This is a genomic window from Gammaproteobacteria bacterium (assembly GCA_016200485.1).
Taxonomy (GTDB): Bacteria; Pseudomonadota; Gammaproteobacteria; order Tenderiales; family Tenderiaceae; genus JACQEP01.
This window is the reverse complement of sequence record JACQEP010000006.1, coordinates 73,224-95,314: the sequence shown is the minus strand read 5'-3', so window position 1 is coordinate 95,314 and position 22,091 is coordinate 73,224. Positions and strand designations below refer to the sequence as shown.

Sequence of the window (22,091 nt, the reverse complement as noted above, 5' to 3'; positions counted from 1 at the left end):
AGTCGTTATGGCGGTCACAATTACAGATAGCGCGGCGACGCGAGTAAGAAATTTCTTGACCAAGCGCGGTAAGGGCGTTGGGTTGCGTCTGGGTGTACGTAGCAGTGGCTGCTCTGGCTTGGCATACGTCATTGAGTTTGTGGATGAAGTGAAGGCCGAGGATCAGGTATTTGAAGATCATGGCGTAAAAATCATTATCGATGGCAAAAGTCTGGTGTATCTCGACGGCACCGAGCTGGATTTCGTCAAGGAAGGCTTGAACGAAGGTTTCAAGTTCAATAATCCCAATGTGCAAGACAGTTGCGGCTGTGGTGAAAGTTTCACCGTCTAATCAATTGTGGATTTCCGTCAGAACTACTTTCAACTGTTCGATTTAAACGAGAGTTTTGAAATCGATCTCGACGTGCTGGCTGAGCATTATCGCCAACTACAACGTGTCTTGCATCCTGATCGTTTTGCCAGCGCACCCGATCAGGAACGCCGCCTTTCCTTGCAGCAGGCCGCGCATGTTAATGCGGCCTTTCAGACGCTCAAAGATCCGTTGCAGCGCGCGCAGTATCTGCTGCAATTGCGCGGGCTTGATCTGAGTCAGGGGCGTGGCACCATCAATGATCTGGAGTTTCTCGAAGCGCAAATCGAATTGCGCGAGGCGCTGGCGGAGATTCGCGCTGCTGCCGATCCGCATGGCAGCCTTGTGCGTTTTAATGCTGAAATCAGCGGTCGGGTTTCTGAGTGTCTTGCCGCGTTGGGCGAGGCATTCGCCGCGACAGATGCGGCCGCGCTGGAGCGAGCTGGTCACTGGGCGCAACGGTTGCAATTTTACCGGCGTCTGCAGCAAGAGGCCGAGATGCTCGCTGATGAACTGATGTAGTTTATAATACCGCTTTAGCTATCCGCTTGAATTTAAACCGCGTTGCCTCCAGATTAGGTGGCACGTAAAAACATAGAAGATCATCATGGCATTACTGCAAATCAGCGAGCCGGGACAATCAGCGGCGCCGCACCAGCATCGTCTCGCCGCCGGCATAGATTTGGGCACTACCAATTCCCTGGTGGCGACGGTGCGCAGTGGTGTGGCCGAAACCTTGCCTGATCATGCGGGTCATCACTTGTTGCCGTCGGTGGTGAGATATCTGGCGCCGGGGCAACTGGACGTCGGGTTAAGTGCGCAGGCAGCATCGGCAGAAGATCCAGGCAATACGATTATGTCGGTGAAGCGTCTCATGGGACGTGGTCTCGGCGACGTGCAAAAGCAAGGCGTCCATTTACCGTATGAGTTTGTAACCACGGATTCAGCCGTGCCACGATTGCGGACGATAGGCGGTGATGTCAGTCCGATCGAAGTGTCGGCGGAGATTTTGAAAGTGCTCAAGGCGCGCGCCGAAGAAAGTCTGGGTGGTGAGCTAGTCGGTGTGGTGATTACCGTGCCGGCCTATTTTGATGATGCCCAGCGGCAAGCGACCAAGGATGCAGCGCGATTGGCGGGATTGAATGTGTTGCGCCTGCTCAATGAACCCACGGCCGCTGCAGTGGCCTATGGTCTGGATCAAGGCTCTGAAGGCATCCATGTCATTTATGATTTGGGTGGTGGTACGTTTGACGTTTCGATCCTGCGTTTTAGTCGCGGTGTGTTCGAAGTATTAGCCACGGCAGGTGATTCGGCGTTGGGTGGCGATGACATGGATCGCGCGACTGCCGACTGGATGCTGGCGCAGGCGGGTGTTAGCGATGACGCTGCTCATCATCGTTTGAGTGCAGTCCTGCCACGAGCGCGTGCCGCGAAAGAGGCGCTGACGAATGCGGATGAAGTTGATGTTGAAGTCGATCGACCAGAAGGTGGTGTTTGGCTCGGTCGATTGTCGCGAATTCAGTTTGAGCAATTGATCGAACCATTGCTGCGCCGGACATTGGCACCTTGCCGCCGTGCTTTGCGCGATGCGGGTATCGAATTGTCCGAAATAAAAGATGTCGTAATGGTCGGCGGATCAACGCGCGTGCCACGGGTCCGGCAAATGGTCGGCGAGTTTTTTGGCATTACACCACGCGTCGATATCGATCCTGATAAAGTGGTGGCAATTGGTGCCGCGATTCAGGCCGATATCCTGGCCGGGAATAAACCGGAAGGTGAAATGTTGTTGCTCGATGTGATCCCGTTATCACTGGGATTGGAGACTATGGGTGGTCTGGTGGAGAAAGTAATTCCACGTAATACCACGATCCCTGTGGCGCGGGCGCAGGAATTTACCACCTTTAAAGATGGCCAGACCGCGATGAGCCTGCATGTAGTGCAGGGCGAGCGTGAATTGATCAGCGATTGCCGTTCGCTGGCGCGGTTTGAGTTGCACGGGATTCCGGCGATGGTGGCTGGCGCGGCACGAATTCGCGTCACCTTCCAGGTCGATGCCGATGGCTTGCTCAGTGTGATCGCAGAAGAAACGACCAGCGGTGTGCGCAGCAGCATCCAGGTCAAGCCTTCTTATGGGTTGACTGAAGGCGAGATTATGCAGATGTTGCGTGATTCGATTGATCATGCAGCGGATGATATGCAACTGCGTATGTTGCGCGAGCAACAAGTGGATGCAGAGCGGACGCTCGAAGCAGTCAGGGCTGCATTGCAAGTCGATGGCGATACACTGCTTTCAGCGGCAGAACGGCAACAGATTGATGCGGCGATAAGGCAGCTTGAGCAGGTGTGTCAGGATAGTGATATTCGCGCCATCAAGCAAGATATGGAACAGTTGGATAAGGTCACCACAGAGTTTGCCGCACGGCGGATGGATGCCAGCGTGCGCAAGGTCTTGACCGGGCATAAGCTAAGCGAGTTTTAAAAATGACCAAGATAGTTTTTTTACCGCACGAAGAATTGTGTCCGCAGGGCCATGTAGTGGAAGTGCCGCCGGGCACCACCATCCTTGATGCGGCCCTCGAAAATGGCATCGAGCTGGAACATGCCTGTGAGAAATCCTGCGCCTGTACCACCTGCCATGTCATTGTTCGCGAAGGGTTTCGTTCGCTGCGGCCCGCAGAAGACGATGAGGAAGACCTGCTCGATAAGGCCTGGGGGCTGGAGCCCGAGTCGCGGCTAGGCTGTCAGGCTGAGGTTGGGGCAGCGGATCTGGTTGTTGAGATTCCAAAATATACGATCAACATGGTGTCCGAGAGTCGTAAATAAGGGAGATAAGTCATGGGACTGAAATGGACCGATACCCTCGAAATCGCGATTGCCCTCGACGAGGCGCATCCGGAAACGGATCCCCTCTACGTCCGGTTTGTCGATTTGCGGGACTGGGTGCTGGGCCTTGAAGAGTTTGATGATGCCCCTGAGCATTGTGGTGAAAAAATTCTGGAAGCGATTCAGATGGCCTGGATCGGGGAAAGAGATTGATTTTAGGACTCTTTTTGCCCAGTAATAAATACGGATCAGATTGTCTCGCGGCCTGTAACCTGTTAAAATAAAAGCCCTTTTTTGATGTAGCCCGAACTGGCCGGAAACCGGCGGGTTCGGGCTATGTGGCATTTAACAGTTGGAGAGTTTGCAATGGCGATTGAACGTACCCTATCTATCATCAAACCCGATGCCGTGGCTAAGAATGTCATTGGTGAAATCTATAGCCGTTTCGAGAAGGCGGGACTGCGGATTGTGGCCGCGAAGATGATGCACTTGTCACAGCAGCAAGCGGAAGGTTTCTATGCGGTGCACAAAGAGCGCCCGTTTTTCAAGGATCTGGTTAAGTTCATGACCACGGGTCCGGTGATGGTGCAAGCGTTGGAAGGTGAAGGCGCAATTGCATTGAATCGCCAGCTGATGGGCGCTACCGATCCGAAGAAGGCTGAGAAGGGTACGATCCGCGCCGATTTCGCTGACTCCATTGACGCCAATGCTGTACATGGTTCTGATAGCGCCGAAAACGCGAAGATTGAAATTGCCTACTTCTTCAAAGCCGAAGAGCTTTGCCCGAGAGCACGGTAATTTACTTTGGAGCAAGCTAAAGTCAATCTGCTCGGTCTTGACCGAAAGGAAATGGAGGCCTTCTTCACCGCGATGGGGGAGAAGGCCTTTCGTGCGCCTCAATTGTTGAAATGGATTCATCAGTTGGGCGTCAGCGATTTCGAGCAGATGACCAATCTCAGCAAGGTGTTACGTGATCGTCTGGCTGAAACGGCCGAGATCCGGGCGCCGGAGCTGGTGCTGGATCAGGGCTCAGCCGACGGTACGCACAAATGGGTCTTGCGTCTCGATAGCGGCAATTGCATCGAAACGGTTTATATCCCCGATGGCGATCGCGGCACGCTTTGCGTTTCGTCACAGGTGGGTTGTGCGCTGGAATGTTCATTCTGTTCCACCGCCCAGCAAGGATTCAATCGTAACCTGACCACGGCTGAAATTATCGGCCAGTTACGTGTGGCCTATAACTATTTTGGCACCCAGCATCGCGATCAACGCATGATCACGAATGTGGTGTTGATGGGGATGGGTGAACCGCTGCTCAATTTTGAAAATGTTGTGTGGGCGATGAATGTCATGACCGATGACGACGCCTATGGTTTGTCGAAGCGGCGGGTGACACTCAGTACTTCAGGCGTGGTGCCGGCGATGGATCGTTTGGCCGAAGTGAGTGATGTCAGTCTGGCAGTATCGTTGCATGCGCCCAATGATGAATTGCGCAATGAGTTGGTGCCCATTAATCGCAAATATCCTATTGCCGAACTGATAGCGGCTTGTAAACGTTATGCCCACGCGGGGACCAGCAAGCGCAAGATCACTTTTGAATATGTGATGCTCGATGGGGTCAATGATACGCCGGCGCATGCTCGTGAATTGGTGCGTGTGTTGCGGGGCGTGCCGTCCAAGGTGAATTTGATTCCATTTAATCCGTTTCCACAGTCGAAATATCGCCGCTCATCACCCGCCGCGATTGAACAATTCTGGCGGATTTTGATGGACGCTGGATTGACGACAGTGACCCGCCGTACGCGTGGTGACGATATCGATGCCGCCTGCGGGCAGTTGGTGGGTAAGGTGATGGATCGTACCAAGCGCAAGTTAAGAAACGAATCGATAGTTCAACAGGGATTGTGATGATGAAGACATGGCGATGGCTGATGCCTGCCTTGTTGGCGGCAGTGATAGCGGGGTGTGTGGGCGGTCGTGGCGCAGGTGATGCTAAAGACCCAGAACGCGCCGCCGGCATTTACGCCGACTTGGGTCTGGGCTATCTGCAGCAGGAAAAGTTTGACCTGGCGCTGGACAAGCTCCAGCGGGCCTTGGAATTGCAATCCGATCACCCCGCGGCGAATCACTATATCGCCGAAGTCTATAACCGGATGGGTGAAACAGAGAAGGCGGATCGTTATTATAAAAAAGCGGTCGAGCTTAATGAACAAAATCCAATGGTGCTGAATAACTATGGTGCGTTCCTCTGTAATCAGCGCAAATTCGAGGCCGCGGAAAGTTATTTTTTGCGTTCCGCCAAAACTCCGCGCTATCGCACACCAGAATTGGTGTATGAGAATATTGGGTTGTGCGCTCGCCGGGTAAACAATAATGTGAAGGCTGAAGAATATTTCCGCAAGGCACTGCAAACGCGTGCTGACTTGCCAAAATCTTTGCTGCAAATGGCGGCGCTGAGTTATGAAGCTAAACAGAATTTGCAGGCGCGCGCTTTTTTGCAACGCTTTAATTCCCTGAATACACATACGCCCTATAGTTTGGCATTAGGAATTAAAATCGAGCAGGCATTGGGTGATACGCGTGCGGTTGCAGGTTACCGGGATACTTTACAGAAACAATATCCACAATTGACTGAAGAACAAGCATTACTCTCATCGGAGGAAAAATGAACGAGCAGTTACGGGCCGAGGGGACGGATATCAAAGAAGGTATGTCGGCAATGGAGTGGGGACGTCAATTACGCAAGATGCGCGAAGCCCAGGGCGCGAGCATTGTGGATGTCGCGATGGAGCTGCGGCTGGATCCAAAGTTGATTGAGGCAATTGAAGCGCAGAATGAGCAGGCATTGCCATCCATACCTTATGTGAAGGGGTATCTGCGTGCCTATGCACGCTTTCTCGGGATGGAGCCGGATGCGATTCTGGAGGCTTATTCTACAGGTCGAATTGATCATTCGCAGAATAACATCAGACGTGTGGTTACCATCAAGGACACTCCGGCGACCTCATCGTCGCGCCAAAAAACACCACGTGTCGTGACCTGGGGTGTAGGGAGTCTGCTGGTGATTTCGTTTGGGCTTTGGTGGTACGAACTGGCTGGTAATGGTGAGACGGTGGCATTGCCCGATGTGCCAGCGGTTCCGGCGACCGAGCCTGGTACAGTGGCGTTGGCGCTGCCTGCACCCGCGTTCGTATCGCAACCACCAGGTGCTGAGGTTGCAGCGGCTCCGGCGGCAGATGCCACACAAACACCGCCGGTGGTAGGTGCTGAAAACGCTGCTGTGGCAACCGTTGCCGGCGCTGCTGCGCCAGCGGTGAAGCCTGAGGAGCCAAAACTTTTTCCAGAGAAGGCTAGTATTTCGCTACGATTCAAATCTGATGCCTGGGTGGATATCACCGATAGTCACAATGTCAAATTGATCGCAGGAACTGCCAAGGCGGGGCAAAAGCGTACCGTGGAAGGTAATCCGCCATTTCAGGTGATCCTGGGTAACTCTTCGGCGGTGAGCGTTGAATATAACGGTGTGCCGTTTGATCACAAGCAATATGACAGCAAAGGAATTGCCCGTTTTGCATTGGGCAATGATGCTGACGAATAAGTATTAGGAAAGCCACGATGCAAGACATTAGCCCGATTCAACGCCGTAAATCACGCCAGATTTTTGTTGGCAAAGTACCGGTGGGTGGTGATGCTCCGATTTCAGTGCAGAGCATGACCAACACCGAAACTTGCGATGTGGCCGCGACGGTGGCGCAGATTCAGGCGCTTGAGCGCGCCGGTGCGGATATCGTCCGGGTGTCGGTGCCGAGTATGGACGCAGCGGAGGCCTTTGGTAAAATCAAGCAGCAGGTCAATGTGCCGCTGGTGGCGGATATCCATTTCGATTACCGCATCGCATTGCGTGTCGCTGAACTGGGCGTCGATTGCCTGCGCATCAATCCGGGCAATATTGGCAGTGATGATCGTGTGCGGGCAGTTGTCAGCGCGGCGCGCGATCACGGTATTCCCATCCGGATTGGTGTCAATGCCGGCTCCCTGGAAAAAGATTTACAAAAGAAATATGGTGAGCCGACGCCAGAGGCATTAGTGGAATCGGCATTGCGCCATATCGATATTCTCGATCGCCTCGATTTCCAGGATTTCAAAGTCAGTCTCAAGGCCTCCGAGATATTTATGACGGTGGCGGCATACCGGATTCTGGCAAAACAAATCGAACAGCCGTTGCATCTTGGGATTACCGAAGCCGGTGGCTTACGTTCCGGTACCGTGAAGTCGGCGATAGGTTTGGGAATGATGCTGGTGGAGGGTATTGGCGACACAGTGCGTGTGTCGTTGGCCGCCGATCCTGTCGAAGAAGTAAAAGTGGGCTTCGATATTTTGAGAAGCCTGCGTTTGCGCAGCAAAGGCATCAATCTGGTGGCATGTCCTTCATGCTCCCGGCAGAGATTCAATGTCATCTCGGTGGTCAATGAGCTGGAACAGCGTCTGGAGGATATCGTTGAGCCCTTGGATGTGGCCGTCATTGGCTGCGTGGTCAATGGTCCGGGTGAGGCGCGTGAAGCGCATGTCGGGTTGACTGGCGGTGAACCGAATCTGCTGTATATCGATGGTAAGCCGGATCATAAAGTTGAGAACGAACAACTGGTTGATGAACTGGAACGGGTTGTTCGCGCAAAGATTGCAGAACAAAAGGAACAGCAGGCGGTTGCAAAGGGAGCGTGTGGCGGCTGTGCAGGCGCGTGCCGCTGACACTATCTGATTTAATCCAGACTGCCCAATAGTTATGTCGAAAAACATCCAGGCTGTGCGTGGCATGAATGATATTTTGCCACAGCAAACCTCTTATTGGCGTTTGCTGGAGGCGCGTGCGCGTCATATTTTTGATGCCTATGGCTTTGAAGAAATTCGCCTGCCGATTGTGGAAAAAACCGAGCTGTTCAAACGCGCCGTTGGAGAAGTGACGGATATCGTCGAAAAAGAAATGTATACCTTCGAGGACCGCAATGGTGACAGCCTGAGCCTGCGGCCAGAGGGGACCGCGGGTTGTGTGCGCGGTGGGATAGAAAATGGTTTGTTACACAATCAGGTACAGCGCCTTTGGTATATGGGGCCGATGTTTCGTCATGAGCGTCCTCAAAAAGGCCGTTATCGCCAGTTTCATCAGATCGGTGTTGAATGTTTTGGCGTCGAAGGGCCGGATATTGATGCTGAATTGATCATGATGACGGCGCGCCTGTGGCGCGAGTTAGGGATTCAGGGGCTGGAATTGCAAATCAATACCCTGGGTTCGGTGGAGGCGCGAGCGGCATATCGTGAAATACTGGTCAATTATTTCAGCGCGCACCAGGATCAACTGGATGAAGATAGCCGCAAGCGGCTGCATACCAACCCGTTGCGGATTCTGGATAGCAAGCATCCTGAGATGCAAGCGCTGATCAATGGTGCACCGGCATTGACGGATCATCTCGATGCCGATTCCAAGCAGCACTTCGAGCAACTGTGCGCTATTCTTGATGCCGTCGGAATTGCTTATGAGGTGAATCCACGGCTAGTGCGTGGACTGGATTATTACAATAAAACGGTTTTTGAATGGACGACCCGGCGCCTCGGTGCGCAAGGCACGGTGTGTGCGGGCGGCCGATTTGATGGTTTGGTGGAACAGTTGGGTGGTCGCGCAACACCAGCGTTAGGTTTCGCTATGGGCGTGGAGCGCCTGGTTGAGTTGCTCGCTGCAGATATGACGACCAAACCCGATTTCGGTCCTCATGTCTATGTGGTGGCAGGCCAGGAGGCCAGTATCGCTGCGTTCACGTTGGCCGAATCTCTGCGCGATCAAATGCCGAAACTGCGGTTGCTGGTGAATAGTGGCGGTAGTTTTAAGTCGCAGTTCAAGCGTGCGGATAAGAGTGGTGCACGACTGGCCTTGATTCTGGGCGAAGAAGAATTGTCGGCTAACAGGGTTACCATTAAAAATTTACGGCAGGAACAGCCGCAACAATCCGTGTTGCAGACCGAGCTGGCAGGTGTTTTAACGAAATTACTGGATTTGAATTAGGGCGCGTACGTAATACGCATTAGAGGAGATCAGAGGCCGTGGAAGTTTACGAAACAGAACGCGAACAAATTGATGCCATCAAGAAATGGTGGAAAACCAATGGTAAGGCCGTGATGGCCGGATTGATTCTGGGTGCGGTGAGTCTGATTGGATGGCAGCAATGGCAGGCCTATAACAAAAGTCAGCGCGAAGGTGCTTCGATGGAATATGAAGTGCTGATTGGTGAGTTGCAGCAGGGTAATAATCAGGCGGTCACCGATCGCGGCAAGCGCATCATGGACGAATATGGCAAGACTTCATATGCGATGATGACGGCGCTGATTCTCGCCAAGAAAAGTGTTGAGAGTGGTGATATGCCAGCGGCACGCACTTATTTGCAGACGGTAGTGAATGATGCGGATCAGCCCGAAATTAAACAGATTGCCCAGTTGCGCCTGGCGCGCATCATGCTGGCACAGGGTGAGGGTGATGCGGCATTGAAGCTGATAAATGAAATATCAAGCACAGGTTTTGAAGCGCTGCATGGTGAGATCAAAGGCGACATATTGGTGTCGCTGGGCAAGAAGGATGAGGCGCGAGCGGCATATCAGGCGGCAATCAAGGCGCTGGAACCCGGGCAGGATAAGTCGGTTTTGGAGATGAAGCTGGATGATCTGGGCGGTGCTGCGGAGGCGCACGTTTAATGAAGCGCCTGTTATTGGCGGCCCTGATGATCGCGCTGGGGGCCTGTAGTTCTTCGGGCCCGGTGCATCCGCCGACAGAGCTGAAATCACTCAAATCGGAGTTGGCGATCAGCCAAGGCTGGTCTGTTTATACGCCACGAGGGGATCTGGATCTGGTGTATTCCGCGCTAGAGCCCGCCGTCGATGCCGATGTCATTTTCACCGTGAATAGTGATGGTGTGCTGGATGCGCTTGATCGTGGCACAGGCAAGCGTGTATGGCGACAGAAGCTGAAGACTGTGGTTTCTGGTGGTGTGGGTGAAAATCATGATCTGCTTTTTGTGGGCACTGCCGATGCCGAAGTCATTGCCCTTGATAAGCGTGACGGCGCCATCAAATGGCGGGTTAGTGTGGCCACAGAAGTTTTAACGCCACCGGTTGCCAATGCCAGTCATGTCATTGTGCGTTGTGGCGATGGCAAAGTTATTGCACTGAGTACTGAAAATGGCCAGCAATTATGGCGTTTGGACCGTTCCGTACCGGCGCTGACTTTACGCGGCATTGGGAAACCGGTGATCGCAGGGGAGACAGTGTTGCTGGGATTGGATGACGGCCATTTGCTGGCGCTGCGCCTGTACGATGGTTCTGTGTCTTGGGATGTGACCTTGAACATTCCCAAGGGGCGTACCGATTTGTAGCGCTTGGTGGATGTCGATGCGACACCAGTAGTTGTGGAAGATACGGTTTTTGCCGCTGCATACCAGGGTAAGGTTGTGGCGATGGCGCTGGATTCCGGGCGTACATTGTGGTCACGGGATTTCGGATCATCAGCGGGCCTAGTGGTAGATCAGAACAATGTCTATGTCGTGGATGATCAGGATCAGATGTGGGCCCTGGATCGTCGTAACGGCGGCACGTTCTGGAAACAGGATCAACTCAAGTATCGTGGTCTGAGTGCGCCAGCCTTGGTGGATGATGCAATTCTGGTAACAGATTTCGAAGGCTATTTACACTGGATCGCTCGTGAAGATGGTCGTATGTTGGCGCGCTATCAGACCAATGAGCGAGGATTGCGTGCTGGCACCCAAGCACAAGCGGGCAAAATCTATGTGCGCTCGCCCTTGGGCGTATTCTATGTACTCAAATTGCGACACACTGAACCAATGTCGAACGCTGGATTGTTTTGGTTCTCTGAATTTTGATCTGGCGGCTAGATAGGTAATCAATCATGAAACCCGTAATCGCCCTTGTCGGGCGGCCCAATGTCGGCAAATCGACGCTATTTAATCGCTTGACCAAGACGCGGGCGGCGATCGTTGCCGATCAGCCCGGGTTAACCCGTGACCGTAATTATGGTGTTGGCCGACTTGGCGATAAGCCCTATATTGTCGTCGATACCGGCGGCTTGAGCGGTGAAAGTGAAGACCTGGATCAAAAGATGGCCGGGCAGGTGTTTCAAGCGATCAATGAATCAGCAGCGGTGTTGTTTGTGGTGGATGGCCGTGATGGTTTGACGGCTGGCGACAGAACTATCTCCAAGCAACTGCGTGCCTGCAACAAACCCATTTATGTCGTCGTCAACAAGAGCGATACCGTCGATGCCGAGATGGCGCAGGCCGAATTCCAGGAACTTGGGTTCGCCAATGTGTTTGCGATTACCGCCACGCATGGTCGTGGCGTGAATACAATGATCGATGAGGTGCTGGCGTCATTTCCTGACACTGATGAAACCGATGCTGCTGATATGGCGGGCACCAAGGTAGCCATTATCGGTCGCCCGAACGTCGGCAAATCCACGCTGGTCAATCGGCTGCTGGGCGAAGAACGCGTGCTTGCGTTTGACCAGCCCGGCACCACGCGCGACAGTATTTTCATCCCATTCGAGCACGAAGGTAAGCGTTATACCCTGATTGACACCGCAGGTGTGCGACGGAAGAGCCGTGTTTCCGAAATGATTGAAAAATTCAGTATCATCAAAACCATGCAAGCCATCGAAGAAGCGAATGTCGTGGTGCTGGTGCTGGATGCGCACGAGGGGTTGTCCGATCAGGACGCGACCTTGTCAGGGTATGTGCTCGATAGCGGTCGTGCATTAGTCATCGCCGCCAATAAATGGGATGGCCTGAGCCACGATGTGAAGGAGCGCTTCAAGTCAGAACTGGAGCGGCGCCTGCCGTTTCTCGATTTTGCCGAGACGCACTTTATCTCCGCCCTGCACGGCAGTGGGGTGGGACATTTGCTGGAATCGGTGGACATCGCTTATGAGGCAGCCACTAAAGATTTGCCCACACCACAACTTACCCGTGTGCTGGAAGATGCCATCACCCAGCATCAACCACCATTGGTGAAAGGTCGCCGTATCAAGTTGCGCTATGCCCATCAAGGCGGAAAAAATCCGCCGACGATTATCATTCATGGTAATCAGACGGAAGACGTCCCGGATGCCTATCGTCGTTACTTGATGAATATCTACCGTAAGGTGTTCAAACTTTACGGTACACCGTTACGGATTGAGTTTAAGGGCGGCACCAATCCTTTTGCAGGTCGTAAGAACGTGCTCACTGATCGGCAAAAAGCCAAGAAAAGGCGTCTCAAGAAATTTATTAAGAAAAAGAATAAATAGTAGTGTTAGAGGGTTGCTGTGTGCAAGCCGGAGATCCTTTACGAAATCCTTCTCTGCCCTCAGGGAGAGGGCAGAGAAGGGGCAAAGTAGGGGCTGGTTTAAACCCGCCCTTATATGAATGTTCTCCTCATGTTCTCGGAGGGAGGAGGAACAATAAAGCATCTTTCAGTGGCATTTCTTAATGCATTGGCGCCTTCTCCGGCGCCATAAATTTATCATGCGGCATTTGTTTCCAGAGCGCATGCACGCGCTTTTCAGCGTTGTTGTATTCTTCGGCGCTGAGTTTTTGCATTAATACCTTCATATAATATTTCGAACCCCTGTCGCCGTATGAGGCAGCGAGCCAGAACCAGACAAAGCCTTCCTGAAGATTCTTCTCAACGCCATCGCCTTGTGAATACATGTGGCCGAGGTAATATTGCGCCTTCGGGTGTCCTTGCATGGCCGCACGTAACAACCATTCATGTGCCGCAGGAAAGTTTTGCGCGACACCATCGCCACGCGCGTAAAGCAAGCCGAGTTGGTATTGGGCCTCGGAGTTGTTTTGTAGGGCGGCATCTTCCAGTGGCGGCAACGCTTCAAGGTAATTTTTGTCGATCATGAAATCCAGGGCCTTTTGATAAGCTTCCGAGCCTGGCAAGTCCATGATTGGGGGATCATATTTGGATTCTTTCTGAGAATCGCAACCTGCTATTGGTAACAACGCCAATATTAAACACAGTGATTTTAGTTTCATAAATGCTTAGTAGGCCCAGTATTGGTTGAACGGTGTTGTGTTGCCCTGTGTATCGAATGAAAAGACGATGAAGGGATCTTTTTGATGGCCCATCTCCATGCCCGGCGCGCCCTTCGGCATCTGTGGTACGGCAAGTCCGCGCACATGTGGTTTTTGTTTCAGTAATCGTTTGATGTCGTCGGCGGGGACGTGGCCTTCAATTAAATAGCCGCTGATCATTGCCGTGTGGCAAGAGGCGACCTGAGAGGGAAGTTGATATTTTGTTTTCACGGCATCGACGTCATTGGTTTCAATGTCAGTGACCTTGAAACCGTGCTTTTTCAAGTGCGCAATCCAATCTTTGCAGCAACCACACGCTGGACTGCGATGGACTGTAATATCGAGCGGTCCATCGTAGTTCTCTTGCGCCTTGTCCCAGACGCTCGCGGCAGAGGCATGGCCGGTCAGTAGCAAAAGAGGAATCAGAGTGATGCCCAGAAACTTAAATAGCATAGTGGGTCCGTCATACTTTAAAAAAGTCAGAGTAAGTGTATTTTCGCATTTTTTATCTGCATTTTGGGAGGGATAATGCCCCGCTATTATCTAAATCGCGCCGGAGTGCTAAGCTAAGTCCATGACTGAGAACGACCTTACCCCGATCTCACGCTATATCTGGGAGACCAAATATCGCTTGGTGGATGGCGATATGCCCAGGGACCAGGATATCCAGGCCACATGGCAGCGGGTAGCCTCTGCGCTGGCGCGGCTGGAAAGTGGGCAACAAAGCCAGTATCAGGAGCGCTTTCGCCACTTGCTCGACGGGTTTCGCTTTCTGCCCGGGGGGCGGATTTTGGCTGGGGCAGGCTCCGGCCATCAGGTGACCTTGTTCAATTGTTTTGTGATGGGTGAAATCGACGATTCCATCGACGGGATTTTCGATGCCCTCAAGCAGGGTGCCATCACCATGCAGCAAGGTGGTGGTGTGGGCTACGATTTCTCCAGTCTCCGGCCGCAAGGTGTGCAGGCGCATCGTGTCGGTACCATCGCCTCGGGCCCGGTCTCATTCATGCGGATTTGGGACAGCATGTGCGCCACTATCCTTTCCACCGGCGCGCGCCGCGGGGCGATGATGGCGACATTGCGCTGCGATCATCCGGATATCGAAACCTTCATCACCGCTAAACACGATCCCCGTGAATTGCGGCATTTTAATTTGTCGGTATTGGTCAGCGATGACTTCATGGCTGCAGTGGAGCGTGATGCAGACTGGCCATTGATGTTTCCACTATTGGCGGATGACAAGGCAGAGGCTAATACTGAGATAGTGAAGCGTACTTGGCCCGGGCGGAAAGGTGAAGTGTCTTGTCGTGTCTATCGCCGTGTGCCGGCGCGAGTACTGTGGGACAAACTGATGCATGCCACCTATGATTATGCCGAGCCCGGCGTGTTATTTATCGATCGCATCAATCGTCTTAATACGCTCAGTTACCGCGAACGGATTGCGGCGACCAATCCTTGCGTCACTGTCGACACGTGGGTTCAGACTGTAGATGGGCCGCGTCAGGTACGTGAATTGATAGGCAAACCTTTTCATGCCCTGGTGGATGGTCAAGCATATGCATCGGCTCCACAAGGATTTTTCCAAACAGGGGATCGTCAAATATATGAGTTGAAAACACAAGAAGGGCATTTTTTGCATTTGACGTCGAATCACCCGGTTCGCCGAATTGGATACTTGACGCGCTGGACGATGGAGACTTCGTGGGTTCGGGTTGAGGAGCTTAAGCCAGGAGACAAGGTTTTACTACATGACCATCGTAATCATGGTCAATGGGCAGGTGCTTATGGTGAAGATGAAGGATATCTTCTCGGATTGCTACTGGGGGATGGCACTTTTTCTGAAGATGCAGCTGAGTTGCGAGTTTGGCCGGGAAAGATCGCAATAGGGGATGATTCAAAGCAGTCAGGTGTGCTTGCAGTCATGGGCCTAGTAGAAAATATTGTTTTTCGTATGCCGCATCGAAGTGATTTTATTGGGTGGCGTATTAGCACTAGTGGGTATCATTTTTTGAAATTAGCCCATTTAACGAAAATTGCCAAGGAGCTTGGAGTTGTACCTCGTAATAAACGAATAACGCCGGCTATAGAGCGGTGTTCTAGTGATTTTTATCGGGGGTTATTGCGAGGATTATTCGATACTGATGGCTCTATTCAAGGCACGCAACAAAAAGGCGTCAGTGTCCGGTTGGCTCAAAGTGATAGTCAGATGTTGGAGTCAGTTCAACGTATGTTGCTTAGGCTGGGAATTGTCAGCATCATTTATCGTGAGCGTCGACCATCCATGGATCGACTCATGCCTGATGGAAGGGGTGGTTCACGGCTATATCCGTGCAAGGCTAACCATGAAATCGTAATTGCCGGTGATAATTTGTTCCGTTTTCGCGATCTGATTGGTTTTGGAGATATCCAGAAGCATAGTCGGCTTGAATCATCATTGGCCGGATATAAGCGTAAGCCAAATCGGCCGAGATTTTATGCTGAAGTTATTTCTATTAATCCTGTTGGCATGGAATCAGTTTACGATGTGCAGATTCCAGGAATTAATGCTTTTGATGCTAATGGATTTTATGTCCACAATTGCGGCGAAATTCCGTTGCCACCCTATGGCGCCTGTGATCTGGGTGCGATCAATTTAACGCGTTTTGTAGATGCGCCATTTACTGCACAGGTCCGCATTGATCTGGATGCTGTTGCTGAGTGTGCCGCTCAGGCCGTGCGGTTCCTGGATAATGTCATTGATGTCTCGCAGTTTCCGCTGCCGGAACAGCGGGCTCAGGCGCAAGGCAGCCGCCGCATTGGCTTGGGCATTACCGGATTGGCCGATACGCTGATCATGCTCGGCTTGCATTATGACAGTGACAAGGCGCGTGCAATCGCAGGCAGTGTGATGAAAACCATTTGTCACAGCGCCTATCGTGCCTCGATTGCATTAGCAGGTGAAAAAGGACCGTTTCCATTTTTTGAGCGGGAAGCGTATTTACAAGGTGAATTTGTACGCACTTTGCCATTGGATTTGCGCGAGGCCATCGCCCGTCAGGGAATACGCAACAGTCATTTAACGGCGATTGCGCCGACGGGCACAATCAGTCTGCTGGCCAATAATGTCTCGTCGGGATTGGAGCCAGTGCATGCCTTTCATTATCAGCGCCGCATTTTGGTGGATAATGGGTGTTATCAGACATTCAGCATCGAAGACGATGCCCATCGTCGTTGGCGGGCGCTGTATCCCCAACAAGCATTACCCGATTATTTTGTCACCGCTGCGCAGCTGGCACCGCAGGCGCATCTGGCGATGCAGGCCGCTTTGCAGCCGTATGTCGATAATGCCATTTCAAAGACAATTACCGTACCTGAAACCTATGAGTTTTCCGCGTTCCGCGATTTATACCTTCAGGCCTTCAAGCTGGGTTTGAAGGGCTGTACCACCTTCCGTAGTAATCCGGTGACGGGTTCAGTGTTGCTGGAGGAGGGCAGTGGTGATCAAAGTAGTCATTGTTGCAATATGGAGCGAGAGGCAGACTAATTTTATTACCAACCATTCAAGGCACAAGTATCTCTGTCGATATTAATATCGTATAAGAAATACACAATTTGTGGCAAAAGAGCGTAATTACCCTGTGAAAATCATTAAATTTGGTTGCTAAACAATGACTGATCAATTGGCTATTCTGGTGGTAGATGATGACTCAGATTTGGTGGCAATGCATGCGGCGTATTTGCGGCATCAAGGATATGAAGTGTTAACGGCGACCAATGGGCAGGAAGGGCTGGCATTGGTAGCCAGAGAGCCTTCACGAATCGGTGTGATTGTGTCGGATGTCATGATGCCGGTAATGGGGGGCTATGATTTCTGCCGTGCTTTAAAAGAAGACGTTGATACCGGTGTTATCCCTCTGTTGTTTGTGTCACAGCTGACCGATTTGAATGAAAAGATAAAAGGCTATGGTGTAGGTGCGGACGATTACATCGGTAAGCCAGTAGCACCAGAAGAGCTTGGGCTCAAGGTGCATATGCTGCTGGAATTGCGTAATAAAAATATTGCATTGCGTCAAGAGATAAGCGAGTCGCGTCAAGTCGCAATGCAGGCGATGAGTTATTCCAGTGATTTAGGACAGGTTCTTGAATTTTACAAGAACACGCTTGTCGCAAAAGATTTTGAGCAGATATCGCAGCAACTTTTCGAGTTCACCTCTGGGCATGGGCTGCGTACGACGTTGCAAATTATTTCACGTGACGGGTTGATTAATTTCGGTGATCAAGGGGCGGTGTCGCCTCTTGAATCAAGTGTGATTGAGCTCTCTCGTGTGAAGGGAAGGTTTTTTGATTTTGGTGCGCGCACAATTATTAATTACCAGGATTTTTCCATTCTGATCAAAAATATGCCGCTTGAGGATCAAGTCCGTTACGGCATTTTGAAAGATACGATCGGGACGTTGTGTAATGCCATTGAGTCGCGGGTCAGGTTTCTGCTTTATGAGAATGCGGCAGAACAGAAGAAACGCATTGTTTCGGCGGTGGTCAATTTGATGGAAGATATTGATAAATCCTTTGCCGGCATCCAGCAGGCCAATCTTGAGGTAGTGAACCAGATGATGGATGAATTGGATGAAGCAATGATGGATTTGGGGCTTACTAATCAGCAAGAAGATTTGATTCGTACGATGGCAGGCAGGAGCCGTGATCGTATGAACGATGTCTTTAAGCGCAGTGCCGAAATGTACATTAAGTTTGATCATGTGCGTGAACAGTTGGATGAAATTTTAACTGGTGAGGGTTAGGCCGTAGGGGCACGGTGCGCCGTGCCCCTACTTCTCTTTGTCGGTAGATGTCGTTGCTTCAGAAATCCCCATGTCTCGCAAAAACAGGCTCGGATCAACCCGCGCATCGTTAAGGCTCACGCCCCAATGCAAATGTGGGCCGGTGGCACGGCCGGTCATGCCGACAGTGCCGATTTGCTCGCCACGTTTGACGGTTTGCCCGTCATGCACCGTGATGGTTGCCATGTGACCAAACATGGTCACCAAGCCCTGGCCGTGATCGATGAATATGCTGTTACCGTTAAAGAAATAATCCCCCGTACGAATAACTTTACCATCGGCAGGGGCGACTATGGGTGTGCCTTCCGGGGCCGAAATATCAAGGCCGCTATGGGGATTGCGCGCCTCGCCATTAAAGATGCGACGCATTCCAAAAGAACTGCTGAGTTTCCCTTGTGCGGGTAGCGAGAAGTTCAGGTTATCGGCAAGCAACTGTTCATTCCATAAAGCCAGCGCCTGACTGATCTCGATTTTTTCTTTATCGATGCGCACCATGTCCTCTTCGCTCGGAGTAACCTTGCGTTGATCCTTGATAGTCAGTCGTTGAGTGACATATTTTTTGTCGACGATGTCAAAATCTTTATGCAACGGCTGGGTGTCACCATTCTTAATTTCCAGCGTTTGTTTGCCGGGTTTTGCCGATAGCGGAATGCCGACCATCGCCAGCCATTCCTTTTCGCCGCGAACCACCATCACCCGACTATTGTTGTAATGCGCGACAGGGGCGAGTGAATGTGTGTCGCCTACAGGGATCAGTACAACCCCACCCGGAACATTGGCTTGTTGCGGCAAGTCCATTGCAAAGACCACGCTGCTAATTAGCGAAAAAACAAGAAAAATTACGGATGACTTCATGAATCGGTTCCAATTTTGTCGATAGTGCAAAGTAAGTGTCCCGTGCTGAGGCGGGTGCGGATTTTATCACCTTCTTTAACGTCATCGGCACGGCGGATAATCGCTTGATCCGGTAGGTGTTCGACGATGGCATAGCCGCGATGCAAGGTCGCCAGGGGGCTTACACTCTCCAGTGCCCGCGATAATCCCGCCAGTTGTTGTTTGCGTGAATTCAGTTTTCCGCGCCAGGCGCTATGCAGGCGAGTTTGCAGTTGATCGTTCAGCGTGCGCAGTTGATTCAGGCGATTAAGTGGAACATGTTGCTGTAATTTGGCGTTCAAAGTCTGTAACTGACTGGCGCGATGCCGCAACTGTAGATGTAGTGATTTCTGTAATCGTTGTTCGAGTTCATCAAGACATTGTGCCTGAGTCCGCAATTGTTGACCCGGATGGCATTGCTGTAATCGCTTGCTGAGCCAGGTCAGGCTTTGCCGTTGTTCGATCAAATGACGGCGCAGCAACTGACTCAACCGCATATCTTGCGCCAGCAGTGACTTCAGCCACGCTTGTTGATCGGGGACGACCAGTTCTGCAGCGGCCGAAGGCGTCGGCGCGCGTCGATCGGCGACAAAATCGGCAATGGTGAAATCAATCTCATGGCCAACACCGCTGACCAAGGGAATATCACAAGCATAAATTGCACGTGCTACCACTTCTTCATTAAATGCCCATAAATCTTCCAGCGAACCACCACCGCGACTCAGAATCAGTACATCACAATCTTTACGCTGTGACGCAAGACGAATCGCAGCCGCGATTTCAGCACCAGCGCCCGCACCTTGCACTGGCACTGGATAAATCAGCACCGGTACCGCCGGGAAACGGCGACCAAGCACACTCAAAATATCGCGGATTGCAGCACCGGTCGGTGAGGTGATGACGCCAATTCGGCGCGGGAGCGTGGGGATAGGTTTTTTATGGGCGGTGTCAAATAAGCCTTCGGCGCTAAGCTTTTGCTTGAGTTGTTCAAAGGTGCGTTGCAAAGCGCCGTGGCCCGCTTCTTCCATGTGCTCGACGATAAGTTGAAATTCACCGCGCGCCTCATACAGCGACACCCGTGCCCGAACCAGGATCTGGCGGCCGTTCTCGGGGGTAAATCCCAGATGCATGTTGCGCATCCGGAACATGGCGCAACGTACCTGGGCGGCTTCGTCTTTGAGTGAGAAGTAGAAGTGACCGGAGGAAGGGCGGGCCAGGTTGGAGATTTCTCCCTCGATCCAGAGCAGAGGGAAGCTGCCTTCCAGCACGGCCTTGGCCTCACGCACCAGGCGCGAGATGGTGAAGATGTCGCGTTCGGGGATGGCGCCGGAAAATACGGGGGAAGATTCGAATTCAGACATGCGGTTATGTTACTGGGGGCTGACAGTGGCGTCTATGAGGAGATTGCATCAAAAATTCGGCGTGGTGCACATGCGTTTTATATGATATAACTATATGATTATAATGTAATTATTTTCTATTTGTTTGCTGTCGGGGAGAGTATGGGATGGCCCATCCTTTGCCAAAGTTTTGTGCGCCCCGTATAATCGATCAATTTTTAACCGCGGGATACACTATATATATGCGGATCGTGGAAGAAGCCCTCACCTTTGATGACGTTTTGCTGGTACCGGCCCATTCGACGGTGCTGCCGAAGCAGGTCAGTCTGGCCACCAGGCTCACCCGTGAGATCAAGCTGAACCTGCCCCTGGTCTCGGCGGCGATGGATACCGTGACCGAGTCGCGGCTGGCGATTGCGCTGGCCCAGGAAGGCGGCATCGGTATCGTCCACAAAAACATGACGGCCGACGAACAGGCCGAAGAAGTCCGTGCGGTCAAAAAATACGAAAGCGGCGTGATCAAAGACCCGATCACCGTTGCTCCCAATACCAGCATCCGCGATCTGCTCAAACTCACTCGTTCTGCCAATATCTCCGGCGTGCCGGTGGTGGATGGCGAAGAATTGGTTGGCATTGTCACCAATCGCGATTTGCGTTTTGAAACCCGTTTTGATGCCCCCGTTACCGCGGTGATGACACCAAAAGAACGTCTAATCACTGTTAAAGAAGGGGCTTCACGCGAACAAGTGATGGCATTGCTACATCAACATCGCATCGAAAAACTGCTGGTGGTGAATGACAGTTTCCACCTGCGCGGCTTGATCACGGTTAAAGACATTCAGAAAGCCAAAGACAAACCGAATGCCTGTAAAGACAGTTACGGCCGTTTGCGTGTGGGTGCAGCGGTGGGTACAGGTGCCGGTACCGATGAGCGCGTTGCCGCGTTAGTTGCTGCTGGAGTGGATGTCGTTGTGGTCGATACCGCGCATGGTCATTCGCAAGGTGTGATTGATCGTGTGCGTTGGGTCAAAAAACATTTTCCTGAAGTGCAAGTCATTGGCGGCAATATTGCTACCGCCGAGGCCGCGCTGGCGCTGGTCGATGCCGGTGCCGATGCTGTTAAAGTTGGAATTGGTCCCGGTTCGATTTGCACCACACGTATTGTCAGTGGTGTCGGTGTACCACAAATCTGTGCCGTATCGAATGTTGCCAAGGCGCTTGCCAAGCAAGGCGTACCATTGATTGCCGATGGCGGTATTCGTTATTCGGGTGACGTCGCCAAGGCCATCGCGGCCGGTGCCTACAGCGTGATGATCGGCGGCATGTTCGCCGGTACTGAAGAAGCGCCGGGCGAGGTTGAATTGTTCCAGGGGCGTACTTACAAGGCTTATCGTGGCATGGGCTCTTTGGGCGCCATGCAGCAGGGCTCCAGTGATCGTTACTTCCAGGAAAGCACCGATGAAGTTGAAAAACTGGTGCCGGAAGGTATCGAAGGTCGCGTGCCGTACAAAGGCAGCATCCTGGCGATCGTTCATCAATTGATGGGCGGCGTTCGCGCCAGCATGGGTTACACCGGTTGTCACAATATCGACGAAATGCGCACCAAGCCGCAGTTCGTGCGCGTGACCAATGCCGGCATGCGTGAGAGTCATGTCCATGACGTGACGATCACCCGCGAAGCACCGAATTATCGCATTGATTAATGTATGACGGGTGCGGTTACCCGCCAAGAATTAAATGTAGGGTGGGTTAGCCGCGCGGCGGCGTAACCCAC

General features: G+C 52.2%; 22 protein-coding genes. 18 read left to right on the top strand and 4 right to left on the bottom strand.

Features of this window, described 5'->3' with window-relative positions:
• The first annotated feature begins 7 nt into the window (after nucleotides 1–7).
• The 15 genes from iscA (at nucleotide 8) to der (ending at nucleotide 12,512) form a co-directional block, all read left to right on the top strand.
• Entirely contained in the window at nucleotides 8–331 is a 324-nt protein-coding gene (gene iscA / locus HY272_03335) for an iron-sulfur cluster assembly protein IscA (protein ID MBI3771714.1), read from the top strand.
• A 6-nt stretch (nucleotides 332–337) separates the two neighbouring features.
• On the top strand, nucleotides 338–871 hold the full coding sequence (hscB, locus tag HY272_03330; GenBank protein MBI3771713.1) for a Fe-S protein assembly co-chaperone HscB: 534 nt from the start codon (nucleotides 338–340) through the stop codon (nucleotides 869–871).
• A gap of 85 nt (nucleotides 872–956) precedes the next feature.
• A complete protein-coding gene (gene hscA / locus HY272_03325; protein MBI3771712.1) occupies nucleotides 957–2,828 on the top strand; it encodes a Fe-S protein assembly chaperone HscA in 1,872 nt (623 codons plus the stop codon).
• A 2-nt stretch (nucleotides 2,829–2,830) separates the two neighbouring features.
• Nucleotides 2,831–3,172: an ISC system 2Fe-2S type ferredoxin gene (gene fdx / locus HY272_03320; protein MBI3771711.1), complete on the top strand. Its 342-nt coding sequence runs from the start codon at nucleotides 2,831–2,833 to the stop codon at nucleotides 3,170–3,172.
• Nucleotides 3,173–3,184: 12 nt separating this feature from the next.
• Entirely contained in the window at nucleotides 3,185–3,385 is a 201-nt protein-coding gene (gene iscX / locus HY272_03315; protein MBI3771710.1) for a Fe-S cluster assembly protein IscX, read from the top strand.
• Between the two features lie 153 nt (nucleotides 3,386–3,538).
• Nucleotides 3,539–3,970, top strand: coding sequence for a nucleoside-diphosphate kinase (gene ndk / locus HY272_03310; GenBank protein ID MBI3771709.1), 432 nt, complete (start codon nucleotides 3,539–3,541; stop codon nucleotides 3,968–3,970).
• Nucleotides 3,971–4,021: 51 nt separating this feature from the next.
• Complete coding sequence (rlmN, locus tag HY272_03305) at nucleotides 4,022–5,080, top strand: 23S rRNA (adenine(2503)-C(2))-methyltransferase RlmN (protein ID MBI3771708.1); 1,059 nt, start codon at nucleotides 4,022–4,024, stop codon at nucleotides 5,078–5,080.
• Nucleotides 5,081–5,082: 2 nt separating this feature from the next.
• Nucleotides 5,083–5,841, top strand: a complete 759-nt coding sequence (gene pilW, locus HY272_03300; protein ID MBI3771707.1) for a type IV pilus biogenesis/stability protein PilW — start codon at nucleotides 5,083–5,085, stop codon at nucleotides 5,839–5,841.
• A complete protein-coding gene (locus HY272_03295; protein ID MBI3771706.1) occupies nucleotides 5,838–6,770 on the top strand; it encodes a DUF4115 domain-containing protein in 933 nt (310 codons plus the stop codon). The genes pilW and HY272_03295 overlap by 4 nt, the downstream gene beginning before the upstream one ends.
• A gap of 17 nt (nucleotides 6,771–6,787) precedes the next feature.
• Nucleotides 6,788–7,921: a flavodoxin-dependent (E)-4-hydroxy-3-methylbut-2-enyl-diphosphate synthase gene (gene ispG, locus HY272_03290; GenBank protein MBI3771705.1), complete on the top strand. Its 1,134-nt coding sequence runs from the start codon at nucleotides 6,788–6,790 to the stop codon at nucleotides 7,919–7,921.
• Nucleotides 7,922–7,955: 34 nt separating this feature from the next.
• On the top strand, nucleotides 7,956–9,227 hold the full coding sequence (gene hisS, locus HY272_03285) for a histidine--tRNA ligase (protein MBI3771704.1): 1,272 nt from the start codon (nucleotides 7,956–7,958) through the stop codon (nucleotides 9,225–9,227).
• A gap of 38 nt (nucleotides 9,228–9,265) precedes the next feature.
• Nucleotides 9,266–9,910: a tetratricopeptide repeat protein gene (locus HY272_03280; protein MBI3771703.1), complete on the top strand. Its 645-nt coding sequence runs from the start codon at nucleotides 9,266–9,268 to the stop codon at nucleotides 9,908–9,910.
• A complete protein-coding gene (locus HY272_03275) occupies nucleotides 9,910–10,587 on the top strand; it encodes a PQQ-binding-like beta-propeller repeat protein (GenBank protein MBI3771702.1) in 678 nt (225 codons plus the stop codon). Before HY272_03280 ends, HY272_03275 begins: the two co-directional genes overlap by 1 nt.
• A 3-nt stretch (nucleotides 10,588–10,590) precedes the next feature.
• A complete protein-coding gene (locus HY272_03270; GenBank protein MBI3771701.1) occupies nucleotides 10,591–11,091 on the top strand; it encodes a PQQ-binding-like beta-propeller repeat protein in 501 nt (166 codons plus the stop codon).
• A gap of 26 nt (nucleotides 11,092–11,117) precedes the next feature.
• Complete coding sequence (der, locus tag HY272_03265; GenBank protein ID MBI3771700.1) at nucleotides 11,118–12,512, top strand: ribosome biogenesis GTPase Der; 1,395 nt, start codon at nucleotides 11,118–11,120, stop codon at nucleotides 12,510–12,512.
• Between the two features lie 178 nt (nucleotides 12,513–12,690).
• Here the strand turns inward: der and HY272_03260 are convergent, their stop codons facing one another.
• Complete coding sequence (locus HY272_03260; protein MBI3771699.1) at nucleotides 12,691–13,158, bottom strand: sel1 repeat family protein; 468 nt, start codon at nucleotides 13,156–13,158, stop codon at nucleotides 12,691–12,693.
• A gap of 96 nt (nucleotides 13,159–13,254) precedes the next feature.
• Nucleotides 13,255–13,740, bottom strand: a complete 486-nt coding sequence (locus tag HY272_03255; protein ID MBI3771698.1) for a DUF411 domain-containing protein — start codon at nucleotides 13,738–13,740, stop codon at nucleotides 13,255–13,257.
• A gap of 121 nt (nucleotides 13,741–13,861) precedes the next feature.
• On the opposite strand from HY272_03255, the gene HY272_03250 reads away from it, so the two are divergent.
• Together HY272_03250 and HY272_03245 are read left to right on the top strand one after the other, a co-directional pair.
• Nucleotides 13,862–16,810 carry a ribonucleoside reductase gene (locus HY272_03250; GenBank protein ID MBI3771697.1) on the top strand — a complete coding sequence of 983 codons (2,949 nt, stop codon included), beginning with the start codon at nucleotides 13,862–13,864 and terminating at the stop codon, nucleotides 16,808–16,810.
• A 124-nt stretch (nucleotides 16,811–16,934) separates the two neighbouring features.
• Nucleotides 16,935–18,065, top strand: a complete 1,131-nt coding sequence (locus HY272_03245; GenBank protein ID MBI3771696.1) for a response regulator — start codon at nucleotides 16,935–16,937, stop codon at nucleotides 18,063–18,065.
• Nucleotides 18,066–18,092: 27 nt separating this feature from the next.
• Here HY272_03245 and HY272_03240 read toward each other — a convergent pair whose 3' ends face one another.
• Nucleotides 18,093–18,959 (bottom strand): peptidoglycan DD-metalloendopeptidase family protein, encoded by an 867-nt coding sequence (locus HY272_03240; protein MBI3771695.1) that lies wholly within the window; start codon nucleotides 18,957–18,959, stop codon nucleotides 18,093–18,095.
• The gene (locus HY272_03235; GenBank protein MBI3771694.1) at nucleotides 18,956–20,338 is read right to left on the bottom strand and encodes an exodeoxyribonuclease VII large subunit; all 1,383 of its coding nucleotides are present in this window, start codon (nucleotides 20,336–20,338) and stop codon (nucleotides 18,956–18,958) included. Before HY272_03235 ends, HY272_03240 begins: the two co-directional genes overlap by 4 nt.
• Nucleotides 20,339–20,559: 221 nt before the next feature.
• Here HY272_03235 and guaB point away from each other — a divergent pair, with 221 nt between their 5' ends.
• Complete coding sequence (guaB, locus tag HY272_03230) at nucleotides 20,560–22,020, top strand: IMP dehydrogenase (protein ID MBI3771693.1); 1,461 nt, start codon at nucleotides 20,560–20,562, stop codon at nucleotides 22,018–22,020.
• Nucleotides 22,021–22,091: the final 71 nt, after the last annotated feature.